Below are 16,553 nucleotides of genomic sequence, written 5' to 3'. Positions count from 1 at the left end.
CCAGATGTGGTAGAGGCGCCATGGGGGAAGGCACTGACTTGGACGGTGTTTTTCGCCAAGCATCGAGTTTCGACTGATCGGAAAACGCCCTAGAAATGTGGCGTCGAGCCGGTCTGAATACGGCCTAAACGTGGCGAAAAGCCACCCGCAGGGCGCGTGTTGCAGCCACGACACAATTTTGCGGGCAATCAGTCTGTTTGACTGTAGCCGGATAATTCAAATTTTAGTGAAATGCTCAATTAGTTTTGCGCGGCTGTCCGCGCGTTCAGTCGAGAAGCTGGAGACTCGGTAAAATGAGGGCAGGCGGGAACGCCCGATACTCGTCCGGCTGGTTGGACCGATTGACCCAGACGCCGCGCATGCCGAACTTGACCGCGCCTGCCACATCCCAGCGATTGGAAGACTGGAAGGAAATTGCGGAAGGATAGAGCCGCCATTGCATGGTGATCAGCTCATAGGCTGAAGGCGACGTCTTGTATTTGCGCACGACATCGACGGAGATCACGTCATCCAGCAGAACGTCGAGTGCAGCCGACTTCACGGCGGCTTCCAGCATGGCTGGCGAGCCGTTGGACAGGATGGCAAGCCGCGATCCGCGATCCTTGAGGTGCTTCAGCGCGGCAGGGACTTCCGGATAGCAGTCGAGTTTCCAGTAAGCGTCGAGCAGCTCGTTGCGCAGCGACGGATCGACGGACGGATAGCGCGCAAAGGCGAAATCGAGAGACTCTTCCGTCAACTTCCAGAAGTCGCTGTAAGCGCCCATCAGGCTCAACACCCAGGAATACTCAAGCTGCTTGGCGCGCCAGAGTTCGGAAAAGGCGCGTCCATCGGGGCCAGCCTTGTCCGCATGCCGCCGAACTGCCGAATGGACATCGAACAATGTGCCATAGGCATCGAAGACATAGGAACTAATTGGGCCGGACACGGTTACTCCTTTACCGATGCGGTGATGCGGAAATTCTCAATGGGGTTCATCCTACTGTGATTTCAATAATATTTCATTGCCGCTCACGCGGTTGGGGCCTATGTAGAGTCCGCACGCAATTTTTCGGGTAGGCAACACATTGCCCGCCGCGCGATGAGAGATAAAGAGGAGAGTTTCCAATGGCTTTCGAACTGCCCGCCCTTCCATATGACTATGAAGCACTTGCACCGTTCATGTCGCGCGAGACGCTTGAACTGCACCATGACAAGCACCATCAGGCTTATGTCACCAACGGCAACAAGCTGCTCGAAGGTTCCGGCCTCGAAGGCAAGAGCCTGGAAGACGTAGTCAAGGAAAGCTACGGCAAGAATCAGGGCCTCTTCAACAATGCTGGCCAGCACTACAACCACATCCATTTCTGGAAGTGGATGAAGAAGGGCGGCGGCGGCACGAAGCTGCCGGGCAAGCTTGAAAAGGCAATCGAATCCGATCTCGGCGGCTACGCCAAGTTCCGTGAAGATTTCATCGCAGCTGGCGTCGGTCAGTTCGGCTCGGGCTGGGCATGGCTCTCGGTCAAGAACGGTAAACTGGAAATCTCCAAGACCCCGAACGGCGAAAACCCGCTGGTTCACGGTGCAAAGCCGATCCTCGGCGTGGATGTGTGGGAACACTCCTACTATGTCGATTACCGCAACCTGCGTCCGAAGTATCTCGAAGCTTTCGTCGACAGCCTGATCAACTGGGACTACGTTCTGGAAATGTACGAACAGGCATAATGCCAAGGCATTGATGTTATCAGATGAGCCCCGCTTCGGCGGGGCTTTTTCTTTTTCAGATTTTGAAATAGTTATGAGTAATATATTGGTTAGACCTAATTATTATATAAAAATATTAGAGATATGGAAAAATTTATTTGTAAATAAACATTGGGAGTTCTTTATTTTGAATAAGATTTTGGCATTTGCATGCATTATTGCTTCGCTTGCGGCGAGCCCTTCTTACGCCTGCGTCATGATGGGAATGTCCGACGGTGGTGGAAGCTGTCTGAAAGATTGCGAGGATCATGCAACTTGGGTGTGGCTTTGCCGGATTGGGCAATCAGCGCCACAGCCAGTCCCTGAAAATAAATAATCGACGCTGAGGTGCGGGGGGCATCTTGGCATAAAAGTATAGATGGGCACTCCGTTTCGGCGGAGTGTCTTTAAGAATAGTAATTAACTCATGTTTTTCACGTTATCGTGATGAAAATGTATAAATCTCCGTAAAGAACACGTTTTACTTTCCGCAAGCGCGATATGTTCGGTCCGATCATTGCAATGACAGGAATTGTATCGGATATTTGGCCAAGGGATGAGTTTTGTTCACTTAAATGCGGAGGACTACATGCGTATGTTTTTTCTTACGGTTGGTTCTGCGGCAGTTCTCGTCGCCAATATGGGGCTGGCTCAGGCCGATGCGATTGCTGATCGTCAGGCTATCATGAAAGATTTGGGCCGTTCGGTGGGTGCAATCGCACCGGTCGTCAAAGGTGAGAAGCCGTTTGATGCTGTTGCTGTTTTGACTGCGCTCGAAAAGATCGACGCCGACGCCAAGAAGCTGGATGTCGATACGCTGTTCCCTGCTGGTTCGGATAAGGGCGATACGGAAGCGTCGCCGAAAATCTGGGAAAAAAAGGACGATTTCGTCAAGCATGTCGAGAAGTTCCGCGCCGATGCCGCAGCTGCTGTGGCTGCCAAGCCGCAGGATGTCGATGCGCTGAAAACGGCGTTCCAGCAGGTTGCCGCCAATTGCGGTTCCTGCCATCAGGCCTTCCGCGTCAAGAAAAACTGATAGGCTTCGATAAAATCGGCAGTTTCGTTTGATAGTGAAACTGCCGCAATGGAATGGGTAGGATGGTCCGCAAACTGGCATATGCCGCGGGCGCTGTGCTTGTCATCGGCGCTGCCGCCTTCTGGATTCTGACCACGCCGCAAAAGGTGGATAGCGCGGTTCTGGCTTCAGTGAAGCCCGGCGATGCTGTCAAAGGCGAGCAGGTTTTCTGGGCGGGCGGTTGCGCATCCTGTCACGCTGCGCCGGGCGCTGCGGGCGATGCGCGCAAGGTGCTTGCGGGCGGCCACGAGCTGGTCTCGGATTTTGGCACTTTCATCGTACCGAATATCTCGCCTTCCGAGCAGGGGATCGGCACCTGGACCATTCAGGATTTTGCCAATGCGATGCTGAAAGGCGTGGGCAAGCAGGGCGAGCATCTCTACCCTTCTTTTCCTTACACATCCTATATCCGAATGAAGCCCCAGGACGTGGCCGATCTCTATGCCTATATGAAAACACTGCCGCCATCGGATAATGTGGCGGCACCCCACAAACTTGGCTTTCCGTTCAACATCCGTCGCAGCCTCGGTTTCTGGAAGCATCTCTATTTGTCGGATACCCCAGCCGTTGCTATCGCCGACGCATCGGACCTCGTGAAGCGCGGCCAATATCTGACCGAGGCGCTCGGACATTGTGGCGAATGCCATACGCCGCGCAATATCATTGGCGGGTTGCAAACCGGCCAATGGCTGGCGGGCGCATTGTCGGCAGAGACGGGCAGCGATGGCAAAAAGAGCGTCGTGCCGAATATCACAACGGGCGAGGGCGGCATCAGCGACTGGAGCGAAAAAGACATCGCCTATGCGCTGCAGAGCGGCTTCACGCCTGACTTCGATTCGCTTGGCGGATCAATGACCGACGTGGTGTCCAATATGGCGCATCTGACCGAAGCCGATCGCAATGCAATCGCGGCCTATCTGAAAGCCATTCCCCCGCACGCGAATGGCTATCAAGCTCAATAGCCGAGTTTAAGCGGTCTTTATTTCTTCCAGCTCCAGTTCTTCGATCATGGTCTGTCGCATGACGAACTTCTGGATTTTTCCGGTAACGGTCATGGGGAATTGATCGACAAAGCGGATATGCGCCGGAATCTTGTAATGGGCGATCCGCTGCTGGCAGAAGCTGACCAGTTCCGCTTCATTCAGGCGTCCATCCTGACTGAGTTTGACCCAGGCGCAGATGACTTCACCGAACCGGCGGTCAGGGATGCCGAAAATCTGCACATCGCTGATCGCTGGATGGGTGAACAGGAACTCTTCAATCTCGCGCGGATAGATGTTCTCGCCACCGCGAATAATCAGATCCTTGATGCGCCCGACTATGTTGCAATAGCCTTCTGCGTCGATGGTGGCGAGATCGCCTGTATGCATCCAGCCTGCGTCGTCGACAGCGCCAGCCGAGCTTTGCGGATCGTTCCAGTAGCCGCGCATGACACTGTAGCCCCGCGTCAACAGCTCGCCCTTTTCGCCACGTGGCACAATCCGGCCATCCGCATCGACAATCTTGACTTCGAGATGCGGGTGAATGCGGCCAACAGTTGAAACACGCCGTTCCAGCGGGTCGTCGGTCGAACTCTGGAAACTGACGGGGCTCGTTTCCGTCATGCCATAAGCGATGGTGATTTCGCTCTGGTGCATTTCGCTGATCACCCGGCGCATGACTTCGACCGGGCAGGGCGATCCGGCCATGATGCCGGTGCGCAGGCTCTGGAGATCGAACTTTGCGAATTCCGGATGATCCAGCATGGCGATGAACATGGTTGGCACGCCATGCAGCCCGGTGCACTGCTCATCTTGCACAGTCTGCAACGTCAGAAGCGGATCGAAACTGTCATTTGGGATGACCATGCAGGCGGCATGGGTCATGCAGGCAAGATTGCCGAGCACCATGCCGAAGCAATGATAGAACGGCACCGGAATGCACAGCCGGTCCTGTTCGGTCAGGCGCATCGCCTCGCCGACAAAGAAGCCGTTGTTGAGAATATTGTGGTGGGAGAGGGTGGCACCCTTGGGGCTGCCCGTGGTGCCGCTGGTAAACTGGATATTGATCGGGTCGTCGAATTGCAGGTCTTCCGAGAGCTGTTGCAGTTCGTCCCGCGCCGCCTCATCACCCGCAGCGGCGACTGCATCGAAATTCATCATGCCATCGGTCTGTTCGTCGCCAAAGCGGATCACGCAGCGTAAGGCTGGCAGGCGCGCTGACACCAGATGGCCGGGTCGGGCGCTATCCAGTTCTGGCACGATAGAGCGCAATATATCGAGATAATTGCTGGTCTTGAGCGATGGCGCGAGGATGAGTGCCGAGCATTCGACCTTGGCAAGCACATATTCCAGTTCATGCGCCCGGTAGGCGGGATTGATATTGACGAGGATCAGGCCCGCTTTGGCCGTGGAAAATTGCGTCAGTATCCATTCGAGATTGTTCGGGGACCAGATGCCAACCCGCTCGCCGGGACGCAGGCCGATGGCGAGAAGACCTGCCGCAAGGGCGTCAACGCGGGCGTTCAGTTCTTCATAGGTCAGGCGGATATTCTGGTGGCGCACGACCACGGCTGGCCGGTCAGGGTGCTGTTCTGCGATGCGGTCGAGATGATTGCCAATCGTATCGCCGATCAGAAACCGGTCACTCGCGCCATGAACATAGCTCGCCTGCTGCATATTCGATCCTCCCAAATCGATTTCAGCCCCCCGATAGTGTTCCGCTCTTTCCCGTTACGCGGCCCCGCGTTGATCCTCCGACAATGATATTGCCATTTTATGGTGCTGCAAAAAATTGCAGTTTCTTGGACGAATTTTAGCGTTTGGTGCAGCGGGCAACCGTTGCCGGGCCGGCATTGGTGTATTTGCTCTGCATTGTGTAGAGCCAGCCCTTGCATTCGGACACGCTGGTAAAACAGCGCACGCGATCAACCGGAACAATCCCGTCCATGCTGACCATAGGGGAATCGTCCACACCGCTGAACTGTCCGAAAATAATGCCGCTGCCACGCGGCGGCGCACTGCAACGCCGTCCGGCATATTCGCTCACATCCTTGCGCACTTGTGCCTGTGCGCCTGTGGTGGCGGGCACAAGGGCTGGAAGCGCCAGTGCAAGGCTCGTCAGAAAAGTCACGCATCCGGTTTTCATGATCCAATCTCCGTGACGATATTCAATAGGCTACAGTATAGGGCGTTGATGGCCGAACGTGTAGCTTATTTTAACTTGCTCCAGCGAGGTAAACCCGCTGGAGCCAGATATGTGTTTCAGCCTTCGAAGCCTGGAACCTTACCAACGACTTTCAGTGCAAAAGCCTGCGTATAGGCGACTTCTTCCAGCCGCGAGAAGCGCCCTGAAGCACCGGCATGACCCGCATCCATATTGATGCGGAACAAGACCGGATGGTCATCGGTTTTCAGCTCACGCAGCTTGGCGACCCATTTCGCCGGTTCCCAATAGGTGACACGGGGATCGGTCAGGCCTGCGACGGCCAGAATGGCCGGATAGGCCTGGGCTGTCACATTGTCGTAAGGCGAATAGGCGGCGATGGTGCGATAATCCGCTTCCGAGGCAACCGGGTTGCCCCATTCCGGCCATTCCGGCGGGGTGAGCGGCAGCGTATCGTCGAGCATGGTGTTCAGCACATCGACGAACGGAACTTCCGCGATAATTCCGCCGAAGGCTTCCGGCGCGAGATTGGCAATCGCGCCCATCAGCATGCCCCCAGCCGAGCCGCCATGGGCGACGATGCGGTCATGGCTGGTGAAGCCTTCACCAACTAGATGTTTTGCGGCTGCGATGAAGTCGGTGAAAGTGTTCGTCTTCTTGTCGCGCTTGCCGTTTTCGTACCAGGCGAAACCCTTGTCCTTGCCGCCGCGAATATGCGCGATGGCGTAGACAAAACCGCGATCCACCAGCGACAGGCGTGATGTGCTGAAGCTTGCCGGAATGGTGATGCCATAGGAGCCATAGCCATAGAGCAGGCACGGGGCCGAACCGTCCAGCTTGGTATCCTTGTGATAAAGGATCGAGACTGGCACTAGTTCGCCGTCGGCTGCGGGCGCAAGAATGCGGCGCGTCACATAATCGTCGATCACATGGCCCGATGGCACTTCCTGCGTCTTCAAAAGCGTCCGCTCGCGCGAGCGCATATTGTAGTCGAAGAGCTGTTCCGGGGTCGTCATCGACGAATAGGAGAAGCGGATGACGTCGGTGTCATATTCGGCGCTGCCGTGCAGGCCAAGCGAATAGGCTTCCTCATCGAAGGCAATGGCGTGTTCTTCACCCGTCTTGCGGTCCCGGATGACGATCCGCGGCAGGCCGTTATCGCGCTCGATCCAGACGAGATGATGCTTGTAGGCGGAATGGGACAAGATCAGCCGTCCCGGCTTTTCCGCCACCACTTCCACCCAGTTTTCCGGCTGCGGCGCGGTGGCTGGTACTTTGCAGATCTTGAAATCCTTGGCGCCATCGGCATTGGTCAGAATGAAGAATTCGTCACCGCCCGGCGCGATATCGTATTCCGTGCCTGTTTTGCGGGCCATGATGAGTTGCGGCTTTGCCGCCGGATTATTGGCGGGCAGCAGCCAGCATTCCGACGTTTCGTGGTCGTGAATATCGATGAAGATATAGTCGTCCAGCGCGGAGCCGCCGACGCCGAGGAAGAAACCCGGATCCTGTTCTTCATAGATCAGCTGGTCCTCGGACTGGTCGCTGCCGATGCGGTGATAAAAAACCTTCGATGGGCGATGGTTTTCATCGAGGCGTGTATAGAAAAAGCCTGCGCTTGCCGCATCCCATGTGCCGCCGCCATTCGTATCGGTGATAATATCCGAAAGCTCGGCCATGGTCGTGAGATCACGAACCTTAAGCTTGTAGAATTCCGATCCCTTATCGTCATATCCCCAGATCAACAGATTGTGATTGGGGGCGTGATCCGCCGAAGCAAGCCGGAAATAGGCCTTGCCTTCGCCTTCCTTGTCACCGTCGAGCAGGATCGTTTCCGCGCCGCCATCGCGTGGCGTGCGGATGAAATAGGGCTGCTCGCCGCCGGTGCGATAGGACACGCCATAGGCGTAAGGTCCATCTTTTGAGGGGATGGAGGAATCATCCTCCTTGATACGCCCGCGCATTTCCGCGAAAAGCTCTTTCTGGAGCGCTTCAGTGTTCTGCATCAGGCTTGCCTGATAGGCGTTTTCGGCATCGAGATGCGTGCGGATTTCCGGCGCCAGAACCGACGGGTCCTTGAATACTTCCTGCCAGTTGTCTGCACGAAGCCAGGCGTAGTCGTCTGTGCGGGTAATGCCGTGACGGGTGTCCTTATGCGGATGTTTCGGGGCGTGCGGAGGCTTTGGCAGGGAAGAGTTCTCAGGCATTCAAAAATCCAACGAACATTGTTTCAAATTGTTGCGGGTCGCTTTAATGACCCTTTTTAAGGCGGATATTGATGCATATATAGTTTCGAGCACAGCCGAAAGCGAGTTGATTTCAATGAAATATATTTAACTTATGCCTTTTTCACGCCCGATTTCAGAGGCAGTGCTGCAATTGGTGAAATGAGTTTGTTTCGACTCGTCAGATCATAGCAACAAGCAAAAAGCGGTTGTTGATTTTGGTCATACAAATTATGCGTGCCGTACCGAAAGACTATATACGGTTGCTTTATCGGTAATAAACGATGCGCGTCATGATTGAACCAATGAAATTGCCGAGGGCGGACTTCCATGGAAAGGCTTTGTTTTCACTCTTTTTATTTGTGGCGTGAAGAATAATAGGCTATTATTAATGTAGTTTCGCGTAACAATTCTATTGCAAAAGACGATAGCAGTTGTTAAGTGCGCTCATAAATGAGCTAGGCAGAGTTCTGAGATACGCAATCACGACTTCAGATGTGTCATCGATGCCGAAAGTTGCGGAAAAACAAAACGATAAGAAGTAATAAAAGGAAAACCGATGGAAAATCTGGATACGCACGACGAAAGCGCAGAACTGCTTCTGAGCCTGACCGCGGATGTTGTCGCTGCTTATGTTGGCAATAATTCGATTCGTGCGGGCGAGTTGCCGCTGTTGATCGCCGATGTTCATGCCGCTTTCAAGCGTCATGTTGAACGCGAAGAAGCGCCGGTTGTCGTTGAGAAGCCAAAGCCAGCCGTCAACCCGAAGAAGTCGGTTCATGACGACTACATCATCTGCCTCGAAGACGGCAAGAAGTTCAAGTCGCTCAAGCGTCACCTGATGACCCATTACAGCATGACCCCGGAACAGTACCGCGAAAAGTGGGATCTCGATCCTAACTATCCGATGGTTGCCCCGAACTATGCCGCCGCTCGTTCGCGTCTGGCAAAGAAGATGGGCCTCGGCCGCAAGCCGAAGGGCGCCTAATCAGCGATCCTGTCGGCGCATCGCGAGAACTGTGAAACGGTTTTCGTGTAACGATGTGCTGGACTTAAAAATAAGAGCGCGCCCTGTTCTGCCGGTAGCAGATCGGGGCACGCTCTTTGCGTTTCTAGGATGGCTGTTTCGACGAATATCCCGTCGCGCAGTTTATCTTTGTGAGATGGCGAGGGTCGTCTCATGCAATCTCGCACCTTTGCTTATGATTGCCGTTCGACGCTGTCGTATGAATGCGTTTTCTTTGACCATAACCTTGTCGTGCGCCACGCGCCGCGTCGCAAGCACCAAGCCGCTCTTTGACTTCAAGCTTGTCGAGTGCCTGCTTCAAGGCGATATGGCAATTGAGATCGTAGCTCCAGTGGCCGTTAGTGCCCTTGAGGCGCTCACGTTCGATCAGTCGTGTCAGGCGGCGCACCGCATGCTGCTTTTCTGCCTCTGATGCTTGCTCAAGCCGGTCAATGTCGATCCCCGCCATGATTTGCAGAGCCACACGTTGCATGGCGCTCATCCGGTCTCGTTCACGCTCAGTAAGAAAGGTTTTTCGGGCCTGTTCCAGCGCTATTTTCATGAGGCTCATCCTTGTTTGTTGCTGCAAACAGGATGGGTGGATTCTGAATAGTGGAGATAATATTCCTACAACCTGAGAAGCCTATTTGACGGGGGTGCAGCTATACCGTTTATTGTTTGCGTTTGTGCGCATCCAGATGGTTAGAGAAAATCTCTATAGAAAGCAATTAGGTAGATATTTTTACCGAGATAAGTGGTGTGTGTCTCTTGTCTGGATAGCGAAAAGCATTCTTTAGCAGCCCTGCGTCGGTCATCCCAAAGTCTATCCTGCAAACTTATCCTCCCTTGCAATTTCCTCATTATAAGAAGATATTCCTATTCAGATGAGGGAACATGAATGTCTTTGGAACTATCGGATGTCATTCATACACGGGCGGATGCTTTTGAAGCGTTGCGGTTGATCGCGGCCCGGCATGGGAGGCCCCTTCTTCTCGACACGGTTGAAGGATCGACGGATCGCAAGCGGGAGGAGCACAGTATGCAATTGTGCGAGACGCTGATCGACCTTCTGGTGGCGTCGTTCGGTGTGGACGGCAAGGAGCTGCGCGCTCCGACGCGCTGTCGGCGCAATGTGGCACGCATCCGGCAGATCGGGATGTATGTGGCACATACATCGTTCGGTCTGGCGATGCGGGAGGTTGCGGTGGGCTTTGCGCGGGATCGCACGACGGTGATGCATGCCTGCCATCTGGTGGAAGATATGCGCGACGATGTCGATTTTGACGCCATCGTGACCGCCTTTGAGCGCATCGTGAATTCGGCTTTTTCGACCTGGAGGATGGCGGCATGACCACACAGTTTTCGGCCTCGGAAATGCGCGTGCTGCGTTTCTTGAAGACAGGAGCCTGCGAGATGCAGGATTCGGTTCGCGACACGCATATGCTGCTGGTCGGCGAGCAGGGTTCTATTGCTGTCGCCCGGAGTGAGATTGCCGCCATGTGCGGCAAAGGCCTGCTGCAAATGGACGGTCAGAAGCTGGCGCTTTCCGGCAAGGGGCGTGGGAGCACAAAATCCGCCAGAAAGGCGATGCACGAGCTGGCGCGTATCACCGCTTCGGTTGAAACGGCTCCCGGCGAGACAGTCGAGGTCAATCTGGCGGAATCGCCGCTGGCCATGCTCTACAGGCGCAAAGGCGCGGACGGGAACGCCTTTATTTCGGACGATGAGTTCCACGCCGGGGAGCGCTTGCGGGCGGATTTCACGCGGGGTTCGCTGATGCCGTCGATCACATCGCGCTGGGACATTGGCGTCGGTGGCGGTGGACGCGGTGGGGCAGGCGGCATGGCGGAATTGACCGATATTGCCTTGGCCAGCCGGATGCGGGTTGAGCGAGCGCTGGAAGCAGTCGGGCCGGAATTGAACGGTGTGCTGGTCGATGTCTGCTGTTTCCTGAAAGGGCTGGAGCGCGTGGAGCGCGAGCGGCAATGGCCGGTGCGCTCTGGCAAGGTCGTGCTGAAAACGGCCCTTGCCATGCTTCACCGGCATTACAATCCGCCGCGCGAAAGCGACCGTCGTCGGGGTGTGGTGCTGCATTGGGGAGCGGATGGTTACCGCCCGGCAGCGCGGCCCCAGGCGAGGTGAGGCTGCACGCGGATCGGTCAAACCGTCTTGCCTTTCTTTGCGAGATTACCAGCGATAATCAGCTTCTGAATATCGCTGGTTCCCTCGTAAATGCGGCAGATGCGGGCATCGCGATAGATGCGTTCGACAGCGAAATCCTTGAGATAACCATAGCCGCCATGAACCTGAATCGCTTCCGAGGCGACTTTTTCGGCAATCTCGGAGGCGAAGAGTTTTGCCATCGCGGCTTCCGTCTTGCAGGGCTGGCCTGCATCGCGCAACCGGGCGACATAGTGCAGATAGCTGCGCGCCACCTCAATCTGCGTCTGCATTTCAGCGAGCCGGAAGCCGACAGCCTGATGCTCGATGATGGGTTTGCCGAAAGTCTGCCGCTCCAGCGCATAGGCATGGGCATGGTCGAAGGCAGCCTGCGCCAGCCCTAGCGATTGCGCCGCGATGCCAAGGCGACCGAGTTCCAGCGTGCTCATCGCCAGAGCATAGCCGCCGCCGACTTCACCCAGCACATGATCATCGGCGACAAAGACATCGTCGAGCTGCACCTGACAGGTTTCCGACGCGGCAAGGCCGAGCTTGTCTTCGATGCGCACGCAGACATAGCCCGGTGCTGTTGGCGAGACCAGAAATGCGGTGATGCGGCGGCGCGGATCGTCGCTCTCGGTTGCCGCAAAAATAATGGCGATATCGGCGGATTTGCCATTCGACATGAACTGTTTTGCGCCGGTGAGACGAAAGCCGCCGTCGACCTTGATCGCTTTGGTGCGGATCGCAAAGGCATTGGATCCGGCTTCCGGCTCGGTCAGGCCGAACGCACCGTTGAAGCGACCTTCCGCCAGCGGGCGGAGGTACAGCTCCTTCTGCCGGTCGCTCCCATGCACGCGCAAGGGTGTTGAAATGAGACCATTGTGCAGCGCCATCATCGCGCCGATGCTGCCATCGGCGGCGGCAATTTCTTCCAGCGCCAGTACGTAGCTCAGATGGTCGGTTGCAACGCCACCCCATTCTTCAGCAACGAGCATGCCGAGAAAGCCCAGCTCTCCCAGTTCCCGCATCTCGGTGCGTGGGAAATAGTGGTGCTCGCGGTCGCGCATGGCTGCGGTCGGGGCCAGTTTTTCACGGGCATAACTGCGCGCACTGTCGCGGATCATCCGTTGTTCATCGGTCAGCAGGCAATCATGCGTCATGGTTGGTTTCCTTCAAAAGCGGCTGCGGTTGCAGTGTCAGGCCGTGCAGCACGCCGTCGCGCACAAGGCTTTCGATATCGTTTGCAGAGAGTTCCAGTTTTTCATGCAATATGTCGGCGGCATGCGCCCCCAGCGCTGGCGGCGGTGTCGGGGCGGGGCAATCCATGCCGGAGAACTTGGCCGGCTGGCGCAGAACACGGACCGGGCCATTCAGAGAGGTGACTTCTGGCAACAGCCCACGCGCACGCACCTGTTCACTGCCGGTCGCATTAGAAACGGTAAGCACCGGCGAGCATGGCACGTCATGAGCCTGCAAGGCGTCGATCACCTGTTCGACATGCAGGGCCGTGCTCCACGTCTCAATGATGGTCTTCAGTTCGGCATTGTTGTCGTTGCGCGCGGTCGCCGTGGAAAAACGGTCGTCGGTCGCAAGCTGCGGTTGGCCGAGAGCCTCTGCCAGACCGGCAAACTGTTTCGAACTCAAAACGGCAATCGTCAAATAGCCGTCTGCAGCCGCAAAGACCCCGAAAGGTGCGCTCAGCGGATGGCGGTTTCCTACCCGCTTCGGCGACTTGCTGCCATAAAGCTGCTGGGTCAGTGCCGCAGGCAGAAGATTGAACAGGCAATCATACATGGCCACATCAACAAACTGGCCCTTGCCGGTGCGCTCTCGGGCGAGAAGTGCGGCCAGTGCTGACCAGGACGCAAAAAGCCCGGCTGTCAGGTCTGCGACGGATTCGCCGGTCATCATCGGCGGTCCATCCGGTTCGCCGGAAATATCCATGAAACCGGTCACCGCCTGCACGACGAGATCGTAAGCCGGCAGATTGCCCATCGGGCTTTGCTGGCCGAATCCGGAAATTGCGACATGGATCAGTCGCGGATTGTCTTTGGCAAGCTCGGCATGCCCGAGTCCTAGCCGGTCCATCACGCCGGGGCGGAAATTTTCCACGATGATATCGGCATTCTTTGCCAGCTCGCGAACGATGTGCCGCCCGCGTTCCTTGCGCAGATCAATGGAGATGCTTTTCTTGTTGCGGTTCATCAGCAGGAACAGCCCGCCGCCATCGGCTGTGCCGGGCGTGATATGGCGATAGTCGTCGCCTTCCGGGCTTTCGATCTTGATGACTTCCGCGCCAAGATCGCCAAGCAAGGCGGTGCAGAATGGCCCAGCCAGAACGCGCGTGAAGTCCAGAACGCGAATTCCGTCGAGGCACGGAGTCCTTTCGTTGAACATGTTTTTATCCCCTTATTGTTTAGTTTGAGGGGAGGCTAAACGCAGTTCAGTATCGGAAAAAGAATTGAAATCGAGCAGTCATTATAGGAAAATCCTCTAATGATATCGCTTCGCCAACTCCACTATTTCGTCACTTCCGCCGAGGCTGGCAGCGCGACGGGTGCTGCTGAAAAGCTCAATGTTTCTCAGCCCTCCATATCGGCGGCAATCCGCGATCTGGAACACGATCTGGGGCAACAGCTTTTCGAGCGACGGCAGGCCAAGGGACTGGAACTGACGCCTTTCGGCAGCCGCAAGCTGCAAGAGGCGCGGCTGCTTCTGGCTGGCGCTGAAGACTTCGCCGTATCGGGTAAGGGCGAGGGCGGGGCGCGGCTGACGCTTGGCTATTTCAGCACGCTGGGGCCGGTCTGTATTCCGGGGATATTGGGCCATTTGAAACAGGTGTTTCCCGATATGCGTGTGAAGCTGCGCGAGTTCGATCTGGAAGGCATGGCGCGGGCGCTCGAAAAAGGTATTGTCGATCTCGGCATCACCTATGATGTGGGTCTGCCGGAGACGGTCACATGGGAAACCATGCTGTCTTACGCACCGCATGCGGTGGTTCCACCGGACAGCCCGCTGGCTGCAAAGAAAAGTGTGACGCTGGCGGAACTTGCGCGCTATCCGTTCATCCTTGTCGATCTGCCGCTCAGCCGCGAATTTCTGCTGGTGCCGTTCTGGCAGCAGGGTCTGTCGCCGAACATCGCGCTGCGAACCACGTCGGTGGAGATGGTGCGCGGTATGGTGGCGAATGGCCTCGGCGTGTCGCTGCTTTTCACGCGGCCCGGCCATGATTTCAGCCATGATGGACGAAAGGTTGTGTGCCTGCCCATCGAAGATGAAACGCTACGCCAGCGTCTGGTGCTGGCGTATCCGTCCGGTGGGCCAGCCACGCTAACGGCGCAAGAGGCCATGCCCGTAATCCGCGACTGTTTTGCCGCACGATCATTTCAGGCGGGGCCGGATAGCTCCGATTGACAGTGACTGGATGCCACCTTATCGCAAGGGCAAAGCCGGTGCGATCTGATGGAAAAATTGGGGAGAATTTGCATGTCGTCGAATGTCCGGGATCGGCTGGAAACTGTGCTGGCGCGGCTTGAAGCCCGCAGCGATCATGAGCATGTTTTCAGCAAGATTTATACGGAGCGGGCGCGGGCGGAAGCAGATGCCACAGATGTGCGCTTTCGGACGGGGCAGGCCCTTGGTCCGCTGGATGGCCGCATAGTTTCGATCAAGGATCTCTTCGATGTCTCAGGCGAACCGACGCTGGCCGGGTCGGTGGTTCGGCGCACAGCCGCGCCTGCGGTCAAGGATGCGACGATCGTGCAACGCCTGCGCGATGCGGGCGCGGTGATCGTCGGCAAGACTCATATGACCGAATTTGCCTTCACGCCGGTCGGTCTCAATCCGCATTATGGCGAGCCGGGCAATGCCGTCGATCCGACGCGCATTCCGGGTGGGTCGTCGTCCGGCGCGGCGGTCTCGGCGGCGGAAGGCACCAGCGAAATCGCCATCGGGTCGGATACGGGCGGCTCGGTGCGCATTCCCGCAGCACTGAACGGTATTGTCGGTTTCAAGCCGACGGCGCGGCGCATTCCGCTGGATGGTGCATTTCCACTGGCGCCGTCGCTCGATTCCATTGGGCCGCTCACCAGAACGGTTGCAGATGCCATTTTGACCGATGCCGTAATGGCGGGCGAAGCACCGGTCCTGCCGGATGCGGTGCCGCTGTCCAATCTGCGCATCGCCGTGCCGAGGGGCTATCTTCTGGACGCGATGGAACCGGATGTGGCTGCGCATTTCGAAGCGTCGCTGGCAACGCTTGAAAAGGCAGGCGTGACGCTTGTCGATATCATGCTGGATGATCTGATCCAGCGCTGGCGTGAGGCAAGCACGTCCGGATCGATTGTCGGCATTGAGGCAAGCCGCGTCCATGCTGACACATGGCTGCGCGACCCCGACGCCAATGTCGATCTGCGCGTGAAGCGTCCGCTATCGGTGCGCCTGCACGTGCCGGACGAGACCTATCAAGCCATGGTCGAAACCCGAAATCAGCTGATCCGCGAGATGGATGATCGGTTGAACGGTTTCGATGCATTCGCCACGCCAGCCACACCGATTGTTGCGCCGACGATTGCTTCGGTCAGCCACGATGAGGACGAATATGACCGTGTGGAAGGTCTGACGCTACGCGATACACAGGTCGGCAACCAGTTTGACTTGTGCAGTATCACGCTGCCCATGCCGGGCATGAAGCTGCCAACAGGCCTGATGCTGACCGCACGCGGCGGCACCGACAAGCATCTGCTCGCACTCGCTCTGTCGGTGGAAAAGGTACTAGGCTGACAGCTTGGCCGCTTCCGCTTCACGGCGGATGCGGGCGACCATGGCGCGCAGGCCGTTTGAGCGCTGCGGCGTGAGATGCTCGTCAAGGCCGAGCGTCTTCAATACGCTTTCCGGCTCGATGGCGAGAATTTCCGAAGCGCGTTTGCCGGAATAGAGCGCAAGGACAATGGCGACGAGACCGCGCACGATATGCGCATCGGAATCGCCCAGAAACTCGATCACCGGGTCTGCACCGCTATGCGGCATCGTCTTGAGCCAGACCTGGCTGACACAGCCCTGAACCTTATGTTCCGCATCGCGGGCATCGTCGGGATAGGGTGACAATTCCTTGCCGAGATCGATGACATAGCGATAGCGATCTTCCCAGTCGTCGAGAAATTCGAAGTCGGACATGATGCTATCGATTGTGGTCGTCATGATACTCACCTGAAATGCCGTC

The 16,553-nt window shown here is 56.7% G+C and carries 15 protein-coding genes and 3 pseudogenes; 10 read left to right on the top strand and 8 right to left on the bottom strand.

Annotated features, from left to right (window positions below; all coding sequences use genetic code 11):
* Nucleotides 1-265: 265 nt before the first annotated feature.
* Nucleotides 266-925 carry a haloacid dehalogenase type II gene (locus tag FHW00_RS17505; protein WP_445557975.1) on the bottom strand — a complete coding sequence of 220 codons (660 nt, stop codon included), beginning with the start codon at nt 923-925 and terminating at the stop codon, nt 266-268.
* A gap of 179 nt (nt 926-1,104) precedes the next feature.
* On the opposite strand from FHW00_RS17505, the gene FHW00_RS17500 reads away from it, so the two are divergent.
* From FHW00_RS17500 to FHW00_RS17485, 4 genes are all read left to right on the top strand, one after another.
* The gene (locus FHW00_RS17500) at nt 1,105-1,701 is read left to right on the top strand and encodes a superoxide dismutase (protein ID WP_078340190.1); all 597 of its coding nucleotides are present in this window, start codon (nt 1,105-1,107) and stop codon (nt 1,699-1,701) included.
* Nucleotides 1,702-1,714: 13 nt separating this feature from the next.
* Nucleotides 1,715-2,056, top strand: coding sequence for a hypothetical protein (locus FHW00_RS17495; RefSeq protein ID WP_139364420.1), 342 nt, complete (start codon nt 1,715-1,717; stop codon nt 2,054-2,056).
* Nucleotides 2,057-2,308: 252 nt separating this feature from the next.
* Nucleotides 2,309-2,755 (top strand): c-type cytochrome, encoded by a 447-nt coding sequence (locus FHW00_RS17490; RefSeq protein WP_078340189.1) that lies wholly within the window; start codon nt 2,309-2,311, stop codon nt 2,753-2,755.
* Between the two features lie 62 nt (nt 2,756-2,817).
* The gene (locus tag FHW00_RS17485) at nt 2,818-3,756 is read left to right on the top strand and encodes a c-type cytochrome (RefSeq protein WP_078340188.1); all 939 of its coding nucleotides are present in this window, start codon (nt 2,818-2,820) and stop codon (nt 3,754-3,756) included.
* Nucleotides 3,757-3,762: 6 nt separating this feature from the next.
* Here the strand turns inward: FHW00_RS17485 and FHW00_RS17480 are convergent, their stop codons facing one another.
* From FHW00_RS17480 to FHW00_RS17470, 3 genes are all read right to left on the bottom strand, one after another.
* Entirely contained in the window at nt 3,763-5,451 is a 1,689-nt protein-coding gene (locus FHW00_RS17480) for an AMP-binding protein (protein ID WP_078340187.1), read from the bottom strand.
* A 136-nt stretch (nt 5,452-5,587) separates the two neighbouring features.
* Nucleotides 5,588-5,920: a metallophosphoesterase gene (locus tag FHW00_RS17475; protein WP_078340186.1), complete on the bottom strand. Its 333-nt coding sequence runs from the start codon at nt 5,918-5,920 to the stop codon at nt 5,588-5,590.
* 116 nt (nt 5,921-6,036) lie between these two features.
* Nucleotides 6,037-8,145, bottom strand: a complete 2,109-nt coding sequence (locus tag FHW00_RS17470) for a S9 family peptidase (RefSeq protein ID WP_078340185.1) — start codon at nt 8,143-8,145, stop codon at nt 6,037-6,039.
* A 577-nt stretch (nt 8,146-8,722) separates the two neighbouring features.
* On the opposite strand from FHW00_RS17470, the gene FHW00_RS17465 reads away from it, so the two are divergent.
* A complete protein-coding gene (locus FHW00_RS17465; protein ID WP_078340184.1) occupies nt 8,723-9,151 on the top strand; it encodes a MucR family transcriptional regulator in 429 nt (142 codons plus the stop codon).
* A 313-nt stretch (nt 9,152-9,464) separates the two neighbouring features.
* Here the strand turns inward: FHW00_RS17465 and FHW00_RS17460 are convergent.
* A pseudogene (locus FHW00_RS17460) lies at nt 9,465-9,731 on the bottom strand (cytoplasmic protein); the annotation flags it as partial.
* Between the two features lie 342 nt (nt 9,732-10,073).
* On the opposite strand from FHW00_RS17460, the gene FHW00_RS17455 reads away from it, so the two are divergent.
* The 3 genes and pseudogenes from FHW00_RS17455 to FHW00_RS17450 form a co-directional block, all read left to right on the top strand.
* Nucleotides 10,074-10,520 carry a helix-turn-helix domain-containing protein gene (locus FHW00_RS17455; protein WP_078340217.1) on the top strand — a complete coding sequence of 149 codons (447 nt, stop codon included), beginning with the start codon at nt 10,074-10,076 and terminating at the stop codon, nt 10,518-10,520.
* Nucleotides 10,517-10,730: pseudogene (locus FHW00_RS24580) on the top strand (DUF6456 domain-containing protein); the annotation flags it as partial. The gene FHW00_RS17455 and the pseudogene FHW00_RS24580, both read left to right, overlap by 4 nt.
* Nucleotides 10,731-10,789: 59 nt before the next feature.
* Nucleotides 10,790-11,311 (top strand): annotated as a pseudogene (locus FHW00_RS17450) (DUF6456 domain-containing protein); the annotation flags it as partial.
* 17 nt (nt 11,312-11,328) lie between these two features.
* Here FHW00_RS17450 and FHW00_RS17445 read toward each other — a convergent pair.
* Both FHW00_RS17445 and FHW00_RS17440 read right to left on the bottom strand, forming a co-directional pair.
* The gene (locus tag FHW00_RS17445) at nt 11,329-12,492 is read right to left on the bottom strand and encodes an acyl-CoA dehydrogenase family protein (protein WP_182514674.1); all 1,164 of its coding nucleotides are present in this window, start codon (nt 12,490-12,492) and stop codon (nt 11,329-11,331) included.
* Nucleotides 12,482-13,729, bottom strand: a complete 1,248-nt coding sequence (locus FHW00_RS17440) for a CaiB/BaiF CoA transferase family protein (RefSeq protein ID WP_078340182.1) — start codon at nt 13,727-13,729, stop codon at nt 12,482-12,484. Before FHW00_RS17440 ends, FHW00_RS17445 begins: the two co-directional genes overlap by 11 nt.
* A gap of 99 nt (nt 13,730-13,828) precedes the next feature.
* On the opposite strand from FHW00_RS17440, the gene FHW00_RS17435 reads away from it, so the two are divergent.
* Together FHW00_RS17435 and FHW00_RS17430 are read left to right on the top strand one after the other, a co-directional pair.
* Complete coding sequence (locus FHW00_RS17435) at nt 13,829-14,746, top strand: LysR family transcriptional regulator (protein WP_078340181.1); 918 nt, start codon at nt 13,829-13,831, stop codon at nt 14,744-14,746.
* A 72-nt stretch (nt 14,747-14,818) separates the two neighbouring features.
* Nucleotides 14,819-16,114 (top strand): amidase, encoded by a 1,296-nt coding sequence (locus tag FHW00_RS17430; RefSeq protein WP_078340180.1) that lies wholly within the window; start codon nt 14,819-14,821, stop codon nt 16,112-16,114.
* On the opposite strand, the gene FHW00_RS17425 is transcribed toward FHW00_RS17430, so the two are convergent.
* Nucleotides 16,106-16,531, bottom strand: a complete 426-nt coding sequence (locus FHW00_RS17425) for a SufE family protein (RefSeq protein ID WP_078340179.1) — start codon at nt 16,529-16,531, stop codon at nt 16,106-16,108. The genes FHW00_RS17430 and FHW00_RS17425 overlap by 9 nt on opposite strands.
* Nucleotides 16,532-16,553: the final 22 nt, after the last annotated feature.

The sequence above is a fragment of the Ochrobactrum sp. P6BSIII genome (genome assembly GCF_014138065.1).
Classification (GTDB): domain Bacteria; phylum Pseudomonadota; class Alphaproteobacteria; order Rhizobiales; family Rhizobiaceae; genus Brucella.
Note: the sequence above shows the minus strand (reverse complement) of the source record. Positions and strands in the feature narration are given on the sequence as shown.

Bases quoted from the DNA above. Each gene is read 5' to 3' on its own strand.
- FHW00_RS17500 (WP_078340190.1), top strand. From the start codon at position 1,105: ATGGCTTTCGAACTGCCCGCCCTTCCATATGACTATGAAGCACTTGCA.
- FHW00_RS17495 (WP_139364420.1), top strand. From the start codon at position 1,715: ATGTTATCAGATGAGCCCCGCTTCGGCGGGGCTTTTTCTTTTTCAGAT.
- FHW00_RS17490 (WP_078340189.1), top strand. From the start codon at position 2,309: ATGCGTATGTTTTTTCTTACGGTTGGTTCTGCGGCAGTTCTCGTCGCC.
- FHW00_RS17485 (WP_078340188.1), top strand. From the start codon at position 2,818: ATGGTCCGCAAACTGGCATATGCCGCGGGCGCTGTGCTTGTCATCGGC.
- FHW00_RS17480 (WP_078340187.1), bottom strand. From the start codon at position 5,451: ATGCAGCAGGCGAGCTATGTTCATGGCGCGAGTGACCGGTTTCTGATC.
- FHW00_RS17475 (WP_078340186.1), bottom strand. From the start codon at position 5,920: ATGAAAACCGGATGCGTGACTTTTCTGACGAGCCTTGCACTGGCGCTT.
- FHW00_RS17470 (WP_078340185.1), bottom strand. From the start codon at position 8,145: ATGCCTGAGAACTCTTCCCTGCCAAAGCCTCCGCACGCCCCGAAACAT.
- FHW00_RS17465 (WP_078340184.1), top strand. From the start codon at position 8,723: ATGGAAAATCTGGATACGCACGACGAAAGCGCAGAACTGCTTCTGAGC.
- FHW00_RS17445 (WP_182514674.1), bottom strand. From the start codon at position 12,492: ATGACGCATGATTGCCTGCTGACCGATGAACAACGGATGATCCGCGAC.
- FHW00_RS17440 (WP_078340182.1), bottom strand. From the start codon at position 13,729: ATGTTCAACGAAAGGACTCCGTGCCTCGACGGAATTCGCGTTCTGGAC.
- FHW00_RS17435 (WP_078340181.1), top strand. From the start codon at position 13,829: ATGATATCGCTTCGCCAACTCCACTATTTCGTCACTTCCGCCGAGGCT.
- FHW00_RS17430 (WP_078340180.1), top strand. From the start codon at position 14,819: ATGTCGTCGAATGTCCGGGATCGGCTGGAAACTGTGCTGGCGCGGCTT.
- FHW00_RS17425 (WP_078340179.1), bottom strand. From the start codon at position 16,531: ATGACGACCACAATCGATAGCATCATGTCCGACTTCGAATTTCTCGAC.